Origin of the sequence: Paraburkholderia fungorum, from assembly GCF_046027215.1 — a bacterium.
Taxonomy (GTDB): domain Bacteria; phylum Pseudomonadota; class Gammaproteobacteria; order Burkholderiales; family Burkholderiaceae; genus Paraburkholderia; species Paraburkholderia fungorum_D.
The window spans coordinates 4,315,405-4,329,974 of record NZ_JAQQEN010000001.1 but is presented as its reverse complement, the minus strand read 5'-3'; the positions used below and the strand labels follow the sequence as shown (position 1 = coordinate 4,329,974).

General features: G+C 61.7%; 15 protein-coding genes. 6 read left to right on the top strand and 9 right to left on the bottom strand.

Annotated features, from left to right (window positions below; genetic code table 11):
• Positions 1-144: 144 nt before the first annotated feature.
• The 3 genes from PQR27_RS19490 to PQR27_RS19480 all read left to right on the top strand — a co-directional run bounded on the left by PQR27_RS19490 (position 145) and on the right by PQR27_RS19480 (position 2,704).
• On the top strand, positions 145-795 hold the full coding sequence (locus tag PQR27_RS19490; protein ID WP_408525138.1) for a lytic transglycosylase domain-containing protein: 651 nt from the start codon (positions 145-147) through the stop codon (positions 793-795).
• A 176-nt stretch (positions 796-971) separates the two neighbouring features.
• Positions 972-1,664 (top strand): DUF2242 domain-containing protein, encoded by a 693-nt coding sequence (locus PQR27_RS19485; protein ID WP_408525522.1) that lies wholly within the window; start codon positions 972-974, stop codon positions 1,662-1,664.
• Between the two features lie 788 nt (positions 1,665-2,452).
• Positions 2,453-2,704 carry a hypothetical protein gene (locus PQR27_RS19480; protein WP_408525137.1) on the top strand — a complete coding sequence of 84 codons (252 nt, stop codon included), beginning with the start codon at positions 2,453-2,455 and terminating at the stop codon, positions 2,702-2,704.
• Positions 2,705-2,737: 33 nt separating this feature from the next.
• Here the strand turns inward: PQR27_RS19480 and PQR27_RS19475 are convergent, their stop codons facing one another.
• Entirely contained in the window at positions 2,738-3,667 is a 930-nt protein-coding gene (locus PQR27_RS19475) for a DMT family transporter (protein WP_408525136.1), read from the bottom strand.
• 336 nt (positions 3,668-4,003) lie between these two features.
• On the opposite strand from PQR27_RS19475, the gene PQR27_RS19470 reads away from it, so the two are divergent.
• On the top strand, positions 4,004-4,216 hold the full coding sequence (locus PQR27_RS19470; RefSeq protein ID WP_408525135.1) for a hypothetical protein: 213 nt from the start codon (positions 4,004-4,006) through the stop codon (positions 4,214-4,216).
• Between the two features lie 193 nt (positions 4,217-4,409).
• Here the strand turns inward: PQR27_RS19470 and PQR27_RS19465 are convergent, their stop codons facing one another.
• Entirely contained in the window at positions 4,410-4,688 is a 279-nt protein-coding gene (locus PQR27_RS19465) for a hypothetical protein (protein WP_408525134.1), read from the bottom strand.
• 91 nt (positions 4,689-4,779) lie between these two features.
• Positions 4,780-5,547 (bottom strand): Mut7-C RNAse domain-containing protein, encoded by a 768-nt coding sequence (locus tag PQR27_RS19460; protein WP_408525133.1) that lies wholly within the window; start codon positions 5,545-5,547, stop codon positions 4,780-4,782.
• A gap of 94 nt (positions 5,548-5,641) precedes the next feature.
• Between PQR27_RS19460 and PQR27_RS19455 the strand changes: the two genes are divergently transcribed.
• Positions 5,642-6,511 carry an NAD(P)-dependent oxidoreductase gene (locus PQR27_RS19455; protein ID WP_408525132.1) on the top strand — a complete coding sequence of 290 codons (870 nt, stop codon included), beginning with the start codon at positions 5,642-5,644 and terminating at the stop codon, positions 6,509-6,511.
• A gap of 168 nt (positions 6,512-6,679) precedes the next feature.
• Positions 6,680-7,315 (top strand): LysE family translocator, encoded by a 636-nt coding sequence (locus tag PQR27_RS19450; protein WP_408525131.1) that lies wholly within the window; start codon positions 6,680-6,682, stop codon positions 7,313-7,315.
• A gap of 273 nt (positions 7,316-7,588) precedes the next feature.
• Here PQR27_RS19450 and PQR27_RS19445 read toward each other — a convergent pair whose 3' ends face one another.
• The 6 genes from PQR27_RS19445 to PQR27_RS19420 form a co-directional block, all read right to left on the bottom strand.
• A complete protein-coding gene (locus PQR27_RS19445) occupies positions 7,589-8,413 on the bottom strand; it encodes an OmpW/AlkL family protein (RefSeq protein WP_408525130.1) in 825 nt (274 codons plus the stop codon).
• A 147-nt stretch (positions 8,414-8,560) separates the two neighbouring features.
• Positions 8,561-9,805 carry a DUF2957 domain-containing protein gene (locus PQR27_RS19440; protein WP_408525129.1) on the bottom strand — a complete coding sequence of 415 codons (1,245 nt, stop codon included), beginning with the start codon at positions 9,803-9,805 and terminating at the stop codon, positions 8,561-8,563.
• A 100-nt stretch (positions 9,806-9,905) separates the two neighbouring features.
• Complete coding sequence (locus tag PQR27_RS19435) at positions 9,906-11,336, bottom strand: DUF2957 domain-containing protein (protein WP_408525128.1); 1,431 nt, start codon at positions 11,334-11,336, stop codon at positions 9,906-9,908.
• 488 nt (positions 11,337-11,824) lie between these two features.
• Positions 11,825-12,772 (bottom strand): N-acetyl-gamma-glutamyl-phosphate reductase, encoded by a 948-nt coding sequence (argC, locus tag PQR27_RS19430; RefSeq protein ID WP_408525127.1) that lies wholly within the window; start codon positions 12,770-12,772, stop codon positions 11,825-11,827.
• A 183-nt stretch (positions 12,773-12,955) separates the two neighbouring features.
• Positions 12,956-13,522, bottom strand: a complete 567-nt coding sequence (locus PQR27_RS19425) for a flavodoxin family protein (protein WP_408525126.1) — start codon at positions 13,520-13,522, stop codon at positions 12,956-12,958.
• 220 nt (positions 13,523-13,742) lie between these two features.
• Complete coding sequence (locus PQR27_RS19420; RefSeq protein WP_408525125.1) at positions 13,743-14,345, bottom strand: YbhB/YbcL family Raf kinase inhibitor-like protein; 603 nt, start codon at positions 14,343-14,345, stop codon at positions 13,743-13,745.
• Positions 14,346-14,570 lie beyond the last annotated feature (225 nt).

Genomic DNA, 14,570 nt, shown 5'->3' with positions numbered 1-14,570 from the left:
TGCTGAGTCCCAGACGCTCGAAGTGAGGCTCGCAAAATTTCTGGTTGGCCTCATTTCATCAGACGAATTCTGGTCGATTGGAAGCCCCTTTAAGGGGCAGAGCTATAATGTGTGGATCCTTTTCCTTCCTTCCCGTCCACCGTTATGAGCCGGTTACTTTGCCTGATCGTGCTTTCGCTCGGCCTGATGCAGACCGCAACGGCCGACGAAAACAATGACCGCATGTCCGCGTATCTGACGCAAAAGTTCGGTCTGGCGAAGGAAAAGGCTCAGAAGATTTCGGACGCTGTGCAATCCGCTGCTTCGAAATATTCACTGCCGCCGGCACTGCTGCTGGCGATCATCTCCATCGAATCCCGCTTCAAGGAAAAGGCCAAGGGCGCCAACGGCGCAACCGGGTTGATGCAGGTGGTGCCGGGTGCCCACCGCGGGCTTCTGAGGAACGTCAAGGACCTCACGGAGCCGACTGCCAACATCGAAGTGGGCTCGGCGATTCTGTACGGCTATATGCGTTCGGCCAACGGCGACATGAACGCGGCGCTCAAGAGTTACGGCGGCTCGCAGGCGTACGCGCAGAAGGTGAGCCTGCGCGTCGAAGACTTCGCCGGCGTCGCCGGGCCGGAAGACGCCGCGTCGCGTCCGGATGCGCAAGCCGGTACCTGTGACGCTCGCTCCGCCGACCGTTGCGCGGCGCAAGACAACTGGGCCGACGCCTTTACGATTCCGGCAAGCACTACCGCCGGAGCGAGCAGGGCGCCGACGCCGTCGAACGGTTTGCCGGCCACGTCGAAATAGACGCCTGCTGTCTTTCCCTTCACCTGTTTCGTTGCAACGGCAGATGCCGCTGTAACCGATCGTCATCTCACGTAAGGCCGCTCGGGGCGTGCCGTTGCGTGCTTTTTACGCACACTCGACAACCGCTCTACAATGCATTCCCATTCGAGTCCATGCAGCGCCCCCTCCGATCGATCATGTTCATGTCGTTTTCCAAAGCCACCGCCGCTTCCCTGCTCGGCCTGCTGACGCTGGCCGCTTGCAGCAGCGCACCGCAGCCGAAATTCCAGCAGGAATTGTTCGAAACCGGCGCAAGCCCTTACGCGCGCAATTTCAACTCGAGCACCACCGATACCTGCGAAGCCGCGCGCCGCGCTTTGCTGAGTCAAGGCTATCTGACGACGATGACGCGCACCGATACAGTCGACGGGACGAAAAATTTCCAGCCAACAGGGGATTCGCATGTCGTCGTGGAGTTTCACGTCGTGTGCACGCCGGGGGAAGAGGCGAGTAGTACGAGCATTGTCTACGTCAACGCCGTGCAGAACGGTTTTGCGCTGAAGAAAAGCGATACGTCGGCGAGCGTCGGGTTGAGCGTGCTGGGCTCGCTGTCGCTGCCGATCCGCTCGAACAGCGACGCGATGGTCAAGATTTCAAGTGAAACCATTCCATCGGGTAAGTTTTACGATCGATTCTTCAGCCTCGTCGATCATTATCTGCAGACGGTGGTGCGTACCCAGCCGGTGGTGAACAGCAGTATTGAGACTCGCCTGTTGCCGGTGCCGGTGCCGGTGGAAGTCCCCGTTCCAGCGCAGCTTCCTGCGGTGCCGCCTGCGCTCGACCAGGCCACCGCGGTTCAACCTGCAAGCGGAGCCGTCGCAGTGCCGTGAATGTATTGCCCTTCGATGCATCGGGTTTCAGGCTGATCGACGCCTGACCAGCCTTTAATCCGTTCACGACGCGGCACTTATCCTATGTCTTTTACTTCATACGTATATATATGTAGTAATAGTTAACAAGGGTTAACCCACTCTGTGGATAAGTGGCAAATTCCTCGTCGCGTCAAGGCCGTGCGAAATCCATAACCGTGCGGAACACGTCTGTAGAAAAACTACAAAGCTGGGATAACTTTGACTGCGCCTGCTGCGCGGCCTGGTTTATCAAGATTTCGCACACAGGGTGTCCGCTGCGCTATCCCGAAGTTATTCATAGGCAATTGTGGATAACTTGCCTCGCCGGCCGTCTTTCCTATATCGCCGCAACCACCTTGCATCAACACCATGCGCTCGCCAGCGTACAGACCGCGGCGCACCTGGACGCGCACATTAAGGGCGGACGGTATAAAGATTGCGTATCTCTTTTTGCAAGCGCAACTGTTGCTATTTAGTCAAAACCATTTCGGCAACACCCGATCCAGGCATAAAGTTAAAGTGTTTTCTGAAGTTATTGGTGCAGTGCGGGGGTGTGTAATGAAACGCAGAACAGCACGACAGCTAGTCCGACTTCTCTCCGATATCCGGCACGCGACCCATTGCAGTACGCTGCGGGCAGCCGCGACGAATCGGGCCATCTCCCTCGCGTCCACCGAACACGACGCATCGGCCGACAGCGACGAAAACGACCAGAATGCCGATGCCTCACGCGAGGCCAACCGCGGCAAACCGGCCCGGAGCGGATCATGAGAGCCACGAGCGAACAATCGCTGCGTTTTCTGGTGGAGAAGTGGCTGGCACCGGGGCCTTCGGTTTCGGTTCACGTTACCGAATTCAGCCGCACACGGGCGGGCGGCCGGCGTTATGTGCGCGTCGAAACCTCGCCGGAAGCAGGCTCGCGCGGCCTGTTTTTCTTTCGACACGACGACGGTTGCTGGTGCGTGTTTCCACCCACCGCGGATAGCTCCAGGCAGTTTAGCTACCCACGCGCTGCATAGCGGGGCGGCCGTGCCGGGCCGCCCGCACCGCCCTCATGACGCGTTGGGCAAGCGTTCGCTTCCGCGTCGCCACACCGGCATCACCTGACACACGATCAAGCCCGTCATCATCAGCGCGCATCCGAACAGCGCGCGCGCCGATAGCGTTTCGCCGAGCACAAGCCATCCCGCGAACGCGGCGAACACACCTTCCATGCTGAAGATCACCGCGGCGTGCGACGGCGCCGCGTGCTTCTGCGCGACCACCTGAATCGTGTACGCGATACCGACTGAAAGCGCACCGCCGTACAGGATTGTCGGTGCGGCGCGTGCGATCACCGCGAGACTCACGGGCTCGATCGCGAGGCCGATGAGCAGACACGCAAGCCCGCAGGTCACGAACTGTACGAGCGCGAGCATGAGTGGATCGTGCCGCAATGCAAAGCGGCCAACCAGCATCATCTGTACGGAAATGACCAGTGCGCCGGCGAGTTGATACCAGTCGCCGTAGAGCATCGAAAAGTGTTCATTCACGCTCAGAAAATACATACCGACCGCGGCGAGCGTCGCGCCAAGCCATGTGCCGAATCCGGTTCGATGACGAAACAGCACGCCCAGCAGCGGCACGATCACCACATATAGCGAGCTGATGAAACCGGCGTTGGCAACCTTGGTGTATTGCAGGCCGATCTGCTGCAACGAAATCGACACGGACAGCACAACGCCGAGCAGCACGCCGGCGCCGAGCAACTCCCGCGCACCGCCGGGGGCTCGCTTCGTGAGTTCGGCGAGCGCAGCGCGCCGCACGCAGACGATCATCGTCAACACGACGAGCGCGCCTAGCAGGAAGCGCAGTCCGGTAAACAGAAACGGTCCAATCGCATCGAGACTCAGACGTTGCGCGACGAATGCGGAGCCCCAGATGATTGCCGCGATCAGCATGAGCAGATTGGCGCGCAGGTGTTGGCGGGTGTCGGATTTCAAAGGCTGTTCTTCTAAAAATTTGCTTGAGGCTTATGGGTGGCCGCGCGTCTTGTCGCCGGCGTGGGCATTGTCGAACAGATAGGCTTTCCACGCACGTTCCAGCTCTTTCTCGGCACTCTAGGTATTCGCCCTGATATGGCGTGCTTAACGAGTGAAAGCGCCGCGAAAGCCAGCTGTCTCCCGGAAAATACATATCGAGTTTTGGGCATGACAAACCGCCTACACTGCGTAATACTCTCCCGCGGGGAGCGGGAAGGCGTCTCGCGCGCTGTCTGCTTCACCCGTGCAGCTATTTCATTCACACTGACTCAGTCGTCCAGGTTTGGGGAACAACACATGAAAAAAGTAATCGTCTCGCTCGCAGCAGCATCGATCGCGCTGGTGTCCGTTCAAGCTTTCGCACAGGCATCGGACGCAGCAGCGCCGGCCGCAGCAGCAAGCACGCCGAAGAAGCATCAACCCAAGAAGCTGAAGACCCACGGCAAGCGCGCTGGCGTTTCGTCGGCAGCTTCGGCAGCTGGTACGAACGACAAGGGCACGCAGAACTAAGCTACGGCTCGGTTCGTTGGGCGAGCCTCGCGGATTCGCCTCTGCATGCCGCTAGTCGGCCAGTGCTGGGCGGTTCCGCTGCGGCGTCGCCAACAAAAAGGCCAGTGCCTATGCACTGGCCTTTTTGTATTGGATCGGCGGTTTCTGCCACCGGAGTGCGGCCACGGTTTCGCCATGGCACGCCGCTCGGCGCTTAGGCAGCCAGACCGCGCTTGATCACCTCGTTCAGCAGCCCGGTCATGCCATCCGGGTGCGTGGCGGCACGATCTTTCAGTTCGGTGACCAGTTCGCCATTCAGCTTGCAGGCAAAGGCAACCAGACCCTGCGCCTGATCGAGTTTGCGCTGTTCGCGGCGATCGAGTTTCGGCTCGGCAGCGGCGGCTTTGCCGAAGCGGTCGGCGGTCGACAGTTTCATTGCGTTGTTCAGCTTGAGTGCCTTGTTCTTTTCAAGGTCGGTTTTTTTCATCGCCATACGGAAGGCCTCTGCCAGATAAGTAATCCCGCATTGTACGCGTCGCGCGAGCGGCGCCTGGCGTGCCCCCGGCGACACCTTGATGCGCGGCTCACGCGCCGTGCTGGTGGCGCTCAGGCGAGTCGCCGGCCACGCTGTCCATCAGCGCGCGCATTCTTTGCCAGTGCGTGCCTTCCCAGAACACGCGCCGGCACACGTCGCAGGTCACGAACTGGCTATGCCGCTCCAGCACGCCGTCAGGCGCGCGAGCGCCGACTTCTTCCTTGGCGATCCGCCGCAGCGGCGCGTTGCACATCAGGCACAGGCGAAAGGGCCGGGCGCTGCCGGCCAGATCGAGCCGTTCAAACACTTCGCGCAACTGCTCACGGGGTCGTAAGGTGCGCACGTAGCAGCCATGGGTGATGGTGCGGCGTTTCAGCAACTCGCGATCACGCGTCAGAACGATGCGCTGTTCTTCCGCGGCGAGCGCCTCGATATCGGCGTCCGGATAGTGGTTGTCATAGAGGGTGTCAAAGCCGGCGAGCCGCAGCAGCGGGGCAAGGCCGCCGAGATGCGCGTCGGCGATAAAGCGTACGACACGCAGCGGCCGCTCGCGTACGCGCAGTAGCGGCTGGATGTCGAGCGCTTCAAACTTCGGATAAACAGCGACGCGGTCGCCGTCCGCTAACAGGTGATTGAAACCGACTGATTCGCCATTCACCAGAATCAACTCGACTTCAGTGTGCGGCACGCCGAGTGCCTCGATCATATGTTTCACCGTGGCGCCGCGCGCACAGGCACAACTGAACGTGCGCCGGCGCAGCGGCCGGGCGAGAAAATCGTTCAGCTCCTCGTAGAAGCGGAATGTCGCGGTGCCCATCGCACCAGTATCGCACCGTGTTTTGATGCGCGCTGTCCTGCAGGTGTCGCATGGCTGTGCTTTACTTCAAGTTCTTTAGAAGACGGAGCGACAGATGGACATCGGTTTTATCGGTCTCGGCGAGATGGGCGCCGCGATGGTTGCAAACATTTTGAAAGCTGGGCACCAGGTGCGCGTGTGGAACCGCTCGCCGGAACGCGTGCAACCGCTCGTGGAAGCGGGCGCGCGGATGGTGGCGACGCCGGCCGAAGCGTTTGCGGGTGACGCGGTGTTCTCGATGCTCGCCGACGACGCCGCGCTGCGTGAAGTCATCACCGCGTCGCTGCTGGAACACGCTGCGCGCGGGCTGATTCACGTCAACATGGCGACGATCTCGGTCGCGCTGGCCGAGGAACTCGCCACGGCGCACGCGTCGCGTGGCGTCGACTATGTGGCGGCACCGGTACTCGGGCGCCCGGACGTCGCGGCGGCGGGCAAGCTGACGATCGTAGCGGGTGGTCCGGCCGAGGCAATCGACCGCGTGCAACCGGTTTTCGATGCCATCGGCCAGAAAACGTGGCGTATCGGTTCGCTGCCGCAGCAGGCCAACGTGATGAAGCTCGCGGCGAACTTCATGCTGGCTGCGGCGGTCGAGACGCTCGGCGAGGCGGCCACGCTGGTCACCGGCCACGGCGTTGCGATGCAGGATTTTCTGGATGTGATCACGAGCGGACCGTTCCCGGGACCGGTCTATCAAGGCTACGGCAAGATGATCGCGGAGCAGCGCTACGAGCCGGCGCTGTTCAAGGCGCGTCTCGGCCTGAAAGACGTGCGTCTGGCCCTCGCTGCCGCCGACGCGGTGACGACGCCGTTGCCGATCGCAAGTGTGGTGCGCGACAGCTTGCTGGAAGCGGTAGCGCACGGCGACGGCGAGAAGGACTTCGCCGTGCTGGGCCAGGTGGCGAGCCGGCGGGCAGGGCGCTAAGCTGCGTCCGCGTCCCGGCGCCGCATGAAAGCGCCCGGGCGCGAACTCTGGCCGCGCCCGCCTTTCGGAGACGTGGCGGCATTCCGGCCGGTCAGAGCCCGCGCTGGCGCTATGGTTCTCGTGCGCGGGCATAATAGCGGCCCGACCTCTTTTCCTGTTTCGATCCAAATGAGCCTGCATACCTGGTGGCTGTTCGTCGCCACTGTTTTCGTCGTTTCCGCGATTCCCGGTCCGAACATGCTGCTGGTGATGACCCATGGCGCCCAGCACGGCCTGCGCCGTTCCAGCGCGACCATGGCCGGCTGCCTGTCTGCCCTCGTGTTGATGCTGGCGGTCTCCGCAGCCGGCCTTGGCGTGTTTCTGGAAGCCTGGCCGGCCATGTTCAACGCGCTGCGCCTGATTGGCGCGGCCTATCTCGTCTATCTGGGCATCAAGGCATGGCGCGCACCCGCTGACGAAGCCGCTGCCGGTGGAGTCGACGATCTGACCGCAAAGCCCGCGCGCTCGCGTGTTGCGCTGTTTCGCAACGGCTTTCTGGTGGCCGGCAGCAATCCGAAGGCCATTCTGTTTGCCGCCGCGCTGCTGCCGCAATTCATCGACGCCGGGCAACCGAAGTTGCCGCAGTTCGGCGTGCTTGTCGCCACGTTCGCCGTGATCGAAGTGAGCTGGTATCTGGTGTACGCCGGGTTCGGCACGCGGATTGGCGCCAGGCTGAAGAGCCGCAGCGTCGCAAAGATGTTCAATCGTCTGACGGGCGGTGTCTTCGTTGGTTTTGGCGCGATGATGGCGCTTGTGCGCCATTAGGCGCGGGTCGGCCGTGCAGGTTTTGATCGGCAATGTGTTGTATGAGAGCAACGCCGAGGGTCTACCCTAATTTGCATGTTGCGACGCACCAAGCCATTTGCTATAGTTCTTCTTGTCTCCTCCATGTCTCCTCTGATATGGATTCAGCCCGCCCACTTAGGCGGGCTTTTTTTTGCCCCGAATTTCCAGCATTCCTCAGAAACGACAAAACCGGCGGGCCCCTGCGCAGGGCCGCCGGCTTTGTTGCGTATCGTCTGTGCCGTTGTGGCCAACTCAGAATTTGTATGAAACGGCCAGGAACGAAATGATCGGATCCGCGCTCAGGTCGGCCTTGGACACACCCAGTTCCGTGCCGTCCGCCGCCTTGATGATGACCGACGAGGTCGTTTTCAAGGGGATGTACGTGACCGACGCCACCAGACCCCAGTGCTCGGTGATGTTGTACATCAGACCCGCATTGAACACCGGCGCCCATGACGACGAAGCCTTCGCCGACACCTGCGTCTGCCCCGGCTTGCCGGCGCCCGCCGCCAGCACCGCGCCGAGGTTGTTTTGCGTCGACGTCACGAAATTCGGGCTCAGCTGAATATCGGAGAACCAGTTGTACGACACGCCGATGCCGAGGAACGGCCGAAGCTTTGCCGTCGGCGCGTTGAAGTAGTACTGGAACAGCAGCGCCGGGCTCCACTGCCGCACGCTTTTCACGATCGGATTGGACTGTGGGTCGCCGAGATCCTGCTGACCGAGCGCGCCTGCCGGTCCCGGCGGCTTGATGGTGCCGTGCCCGTAGATCTTGAAGACGGGCGGCACGCCCGCTACCGTCGTCACCGCAATGTGATCGGTGAGGTAATGGCTGAACACGAGGCCGGTGGTGTCGGCTTTAGTGGTCGACAAACCCGTCCCCGCCGAGGTGAACGAACTCGGCAAGCGCAGCGGCGTGTTGATCGGCGTTGGCGCGACATGGGTGGTGAGCGGCGTGCTCGAATCCTGCGGCATGACGTGGAACCAGCCGAGTACAGCGACATCGTCGCCCGCATGCTGGGCGTGCGCGCTGGCGGACAGGCAAGCAGCCAGTATCGCGAGATAGATTTTTTTCATGTTATTCCTCCTGAGGCGCCGGCCGTCCCCATTGCGCGCGGCAAGCGGCTGCGGGTTAGCTGCCCGACTGCTCTGTGTCACTGCCGTTCCCGGCAGCCGGGATGCGAACACCACATTGCGTATTTGCGGCGGCGCGTGCTTCGCCTGCTACTGGACGAAAGCGCCGATCGTGAAGTACGGCGAGGCCGCGTTAGTCAGATCGAGGTAGCCGAACACTCCACCCGTGAAGATCATCTTTCCGGTCGGCGTGGTGCCCGTCGCTGCGCCCACTTGCGTCGTCGTCACAACACCCGGCACGGCTTGCGTGAAGTTCAGATCCAGCGCGGTCGCAAGCGATGCCTGCGAGGCATTGAACGGGTCGAGCAGCGTTGCCTGCGTGCCTTCCAGCGCGGTGGTGCGGTAGTCGAACTGGCTATCCACGCCGATGTACTCGCCGTTCTGCGCGTTCACCGTGGTCGCGCTTTGCGGCGCCAGAATCGAGATGCCCGATTCATCATCTGCGTACGGTCCGAGCGCGCCGTTTTGCGGCGCGGTCACCGACGAGTTCGCCGCGCCCGCCCGAACCAGAATCGGCACCAGCTGGTTACGCAGCTTGCCGACGATCATGTAGCCGCGGGCTTCGGGGGTGGTCGCGAGCGTCGGCTTGGCCTGGCCCTGGAAGTTGTTGGTCTGAAACGCGCCGCTGCCGTCGGCGGACTGCGCGAAGTTCGTGCCGGCCTGCTGGCACTTGCCCGCGTCCACACCGGCGTTGTCGCACTCGCTCCATGTGCCGTCCGCGTTGATCGTGATCTTCGAATCGACCACGACCGGCGCGAAGTTTTGCGACGGGATCTGGTGATAGCCGAGTTGGTTGTAGATGCCGGCCACGTTCGCGAGGTTCGTTTCAATCGACGAGAAGCCGATGAACGGGTAGTACGGGAATTTGGTATCGGGCACCGCGCCCACGCCGAGAATCCCACCGAACGAAATCTCCGCGCCCGGAATCGTGCCGCCCGCCACACCTTCGCCAACGAAAATCCGCGCAGGACGATTCGGGTCGAGACTCGCACCGTTCAGACGGTAGGCGCACTGATTGAGCTTCTGGGTCGGCAGCAGGGTTTCCTGGGTCAGCGTGCCGCTGGCAGTCTGGCCGGCGCGCGTCGGCACGACGGTGCCCGTGGTCGCCGGGATCGGCGATTCGATGTAGTTGACCTGCCAGGTCAATTTGGTCGTATCGAGTTGCAGCTTGACCAGCTCGCCGTCGCCGCCACCGCCCGTGAACACCGTGTTGTAGTCGAGCGACGCGGGACACAGACGCACTTCGGTCACCGGTCCATCGCCGCCGCTACCACCGCCGCACGCCCCCAGCAACGGTGCAGCAAGAGCGAGCACCGAAAGGAATCTCCATTTCATACTGCCTCCAGAATTTTCTCGTTGTGTGTGGCCGGCTCCCAGTCCGGCCACCTTTTGCTCTATTTATGTCTCGCAGTGCGAACTGTCTTTGCCTTGCCCGTCATTTGCTGATCTGTGCTCCGATGCCGAAGTACGGGGCGCTGGAGGCTGTGCTGCTGAGTTGCGACGTTGGCGCCACGCCACCGTTGACCGCGCCCTGAATCTCGATGGCATACAGGCCGCCGGAAGCAATCGCGAAGCCGCTTTGGCCATTCGCTTGCTGGACACCCACCAGTCCGGGACTTGACAGGCCATAGCCCAGACCGAAGCCGTCTTCCGCGGCCGAAGTCGACGGGTTGATGAAGGTGCCGACGCCGCCCTGGATCAACGCGGCGGTCGATCTGAAGTTGGAGTCCGCGCCGACATAGCCGCCGTCGAAGCCGCCTGACGCGAGCGGTGTGGCTGCCGCGAGCATTGCGATGCCGGATTCGTCGTCGACCTGGGCGTCGAGGTGCGCCGGGAGCGTGCCGAGATTCACGTAGCCTGTGCGGATGACAAGCGGAACGGTCGCGCCATTGACCTGGCCGAGAATCATGTGTGCCTGAGCCACGGAGCCGCTGCGCCCAGTCGGCAGCGTCAGTTGCGTACCGATTTGCGGCGCGTTCTGACTGTCGAAGTAGCCACTGCTGTTGGACGTCCACGCGGTGCCGGTCGTCAGGCAGCCGCTTGCACTGGGATGGAACGCTGCGTTGGCCGGATTCGAGCCGGTGCAGTTGCCGCTCGCGTCGAAGGTCTCAACCGTATTGGTCGCCGTTGCCGCATAGGAGCCCGACGGCACGAGATGGTAGAGCAGCCCGTTATAGGTACCCGGCAACCTGGTGATGTCCGTTGTCGTGCTGGCAAAGCCGAGGAATGGATAGAAATCGAAATGCCGCTGCGCAACGGCGCCGATGTTCGAGAGCAACGGTACGCCAGGCACAATCGTCAGCCCGTCGTATTCCACATCCGCGCCCGGAATGCCGCCACCGGCCACGCCAAGGCCAACGAGGATCGTCGGTGGGTTGGGATTGTTGACGAAGTCGGGCGTGGTGTAGGCCGTGCCATTGGCCGCCGCGGTGCCGGTGCCCTTGCCGAGGATGAACGCGCAACGCGTCTGCTCGGCGGTCGGCAGCGCGCCGGTCGGCGGGTGGATGACCGCGCCGGTGATCGTCGTGCCTTCGCGGGTGATCGTGACGTCGGCGTTGGTCAAGGGAATCGGCGACTTGATCCACTTGAGGGTGTAAGTCATCGCCGTCGCATCGATATTCAGTTGCACGACCTCGCCACTCCCCGCGCCACCGAGAAAGGTCGTCTTGGCGATGTCGGCGGTAGCGGGGCACAGCGCGGTGGCGCTCGCGCTGCTGGCCGGCGGTCCCTGCACGCCACAACTGGAACCCGAGCATTGCGGCGAATTGATCGCGCCTGGATTATCGGCTTTACCGCCGCCGCAAGCGATCAGGAATGGGGCTGTGGCAATGGCCATCGCCAGGGCTCGCGTAATGGCGTGCGACATGCTGCTGTCTCCCTTCATGTAATTGTGCGAAGTAATTTCGCCGCGCGATTAATGCCTGTCAATTGAAGGAGCCGTCTAAAAAGACTGATTCAAACAGCGCAATTTATGCCGGACGCGTGTCCGGTGGACGCTAGCGACCCTTTTAAACAAAAAAGGAATTTTGGAGTGTGCAGCGACGCCGTTGCTTCGCCGCACACGCTTTCCAGACAAGCGTTACGGCAAAATGGCTCTATGATCTTCGAACGACCGTTCGCTAAAAAATCCGGAATTTCCCTAGGCGGAAAATTATGCAGTGTGGATGGATTTTAGGAATGAATTACCGGCAATTGATTAATGGTCCGATTTTGATTTATTAAGTAATGCGGACTAATGCAACTAAGCTTGGGAAAGAGGATTTTGAAAGATTTGTTTTAGAAAAAAAGGCCGGTTTTTTGCAAACCGGCCTTTCGGTAGCTTGACGGCGAATTGCCGCCTGCATTACGACGTTGTTAGCGTTTCAAGCCACTCTCTTCAGCAGCGCCGATCGCAAGGTTCATGCACTGGATTGCCGCGCCCGATGCGCCCTTACCCAGGTTGTCCAGTCGCGCGACGGTGACGAAGCGTTCTTCGTTGCCGAACACGAACAGATCGACACGGTTGGTGTCGTTGTTCGCCTGCACGTCGAAGAAGCCGCCGTCGAGGTTCGCTTCCGCATCGAATGGCGCGACGCGTACGAAGGCTTCGCCCGCGTAGTATTCGGCGAACAGCGCCTGCACGTCGTGCGGCGTAGCTTTCTTGGCCAACTGGTTCGGCGAGAAGAACGTGGTGACAGCAAGGCCCTTGTAGAAATCGCCGACGATCGGCGTGAACACTGGCGCCGACTTCAGGCCCGTGTGCGCGGCCATTTCCGGCAGATGCTTGTGTGTGAGGCCGAGTGCGTACGGACGCGGGCTCTTGAGCGCGTCGTTACCGCCTGCTTCGTAGTCGGCGATCATTTTTTTGCCGCCGCCGCTGTAGCCAGTAATCGAATAAGCATGCGCGGCGAATTCCGGCGCCACGACGCCTGCTTCGACCAGCGGACGCATGGCCAGCACGAAGGCCGACGCGTGGCAGCCCGGCACGGCGATGCGTTTCGCGGTGCGCAGACGCTCGCGCTGCGAGCGGGCCAGTTCGGGCAGACCGTAGGCCCAATCAGCAGACGTGCGGAACGCGGTGCTGGCGTCGATCAGCACGGTGTGGTCGTTCGCCACCAGCGAGGCCGATTCGCGCGACGCGACATCGGGCAGGCACAGGAACGTGACGTCCGATGCGTTGATGAGACGACGGCGCTCTTCGAGGTCTTTGCGCTTCGCTTCTTCGATACGCAGGATCTCCACGTCGGCGCGTTGCGACAGGTATTCGAAAATCTTCAGGCCGGTCGTGCCTTCCTGTCCGTCGACAAAAACTTTCGTGCTCATCTCGATCTCACTGGCTTGCTTGCTGGAAACGGGGCGCGACACCGCGCCGGAACGCTATTTTAAGACCTGATGGCGGCGGGCGTGCGGATCAGGGTAAAAAAACGACGATGCGCGCTGAAAGTGACATCTGAATGACCGGTTGCACGGCAGATGACAACCGATACCAGCAGGTTCAGAGCAGATTCATGCGGCGTTCCACCGCGCCGTCACCGCTGCGATACGCGCGCCGAACATGCGTGCCGTTTCCAGATCGCCCGCCGGCGGCGCTTCTTCCGGGGAGGCGTCCGCTGGCGACTGGGTGAGCAGGCCGGTCCAGCCGCCCACGTAGTTCAGGTCGTTGCGGGTCGCTGCCTTGGTGTTCGACGACATCATGCCGGTGCCCGCCCAGATCATGCCGTGTTGCATGGCCAGCGTGACGAAGTACTGGATGGTCGAGAACTTGTCGCCGTTCATGGTCGCCGAATTGGTGAAGCCGGCGGCGATCTTGTCTTTCCACGTCTGGCCCAACCACGGTTTCGAGCTGGCGTCGGCGAATTTCTTGAAATCGGCCGACGGCCCGCCCATGTATGTCGGGGCGCCAAAGATGATTGCGTCGGCTGCTGCCAGTTCGGCCCAGGCCGCGTCGTCGATTTCACTGACCGGCATCAGTCTGGCCTCGGCGCCGGCTTCCAGGGCGCCTGCCAGCACCGCCTCGGCGACCTTCTTCGTATGACCGTAGCCGCTGTGATAAACGATGACGATTTTCGACATGGCACTCTCCGGCAAAATGAAAAACAATGGGATGACGCACGGCAGCGGTGCGCGCGTGCAATGCGCGATATCGGCAAACTTCGCTCAAGCCGCTGCTGGACACCTTAACGTGCACCGATGACAGACATTCCGCTCAGGATGCAATGCGATGCAAGCCGTGCGCCAGTACGCGCCACAGACCCGGCGAGCCAGCGCGACCCGGTGGCGGCGACGAGCCGCGCTAGCGCCCGTAATTGACCACCATTCGCGCACTGCCGAGCGCGGCGGTGCCAATCTCGTGATCGAACATCAACGCGGGACGGCCTTGCGCGAGGCGCAAGTCGGCGGTGTTCAACGCATACACGGTAATGACATAGCGATGGGGTTTGCCCGGCGGCGGGCACGGGCCGCCGTAGCCGTCGCTGTCGAAATCGTTGCGCGCCTCGACCGCGCCAAGCTTCTTCAGGAAGCCCGACGAACTGGCGTTCTCCGGCAGGCGATCGACCGTGCCCGGAATGCTCGCAACCGCCCAGTGCCACCAGCCGCGGCCGGGCGCATCCTCGTCGAGCATGGTGACTGCGAAGCTGCGGGTGCCAGCGGGCGCGTCGTGCCAGGCCAGTTGTGGAGACCGATTGCCGCCTTTGCAATCGTCCTGATTGAAAACCTGCGGTGTATCTACTGTGCCGCCGTCACGGAAGCTGGCGCTAGTGAGTGTGAACGCACCCTCGGCGAACGCGTAAGAGCTGTGCGCCGCCAGCAGCATGAGACCCAGTCTCGCGCAGGTGAGGAGCGGCATTCGTTGATGGGGCGAAGCAAGCGAAACAACCAGGCAACGCGAGCGCATGTGCCGGTTCTCCTGTCAGGGCGCGAGGCGGTTGTCCTCGCTATGATTATTGTCCCTATTTTGTGCCCCAAGGTCGAATCAAGTCTAACATTAGCTCTGTGATGATTCATTGTGATCGCCGGTGCGGCTTTGCCGACGGGAAATCGGCTATAGTCGGAGGAATTGTCCGCGTGAATATAAGCCACGCCCCCGATTAGTTTGAGTACCAAGAATAGAAAAGCATGT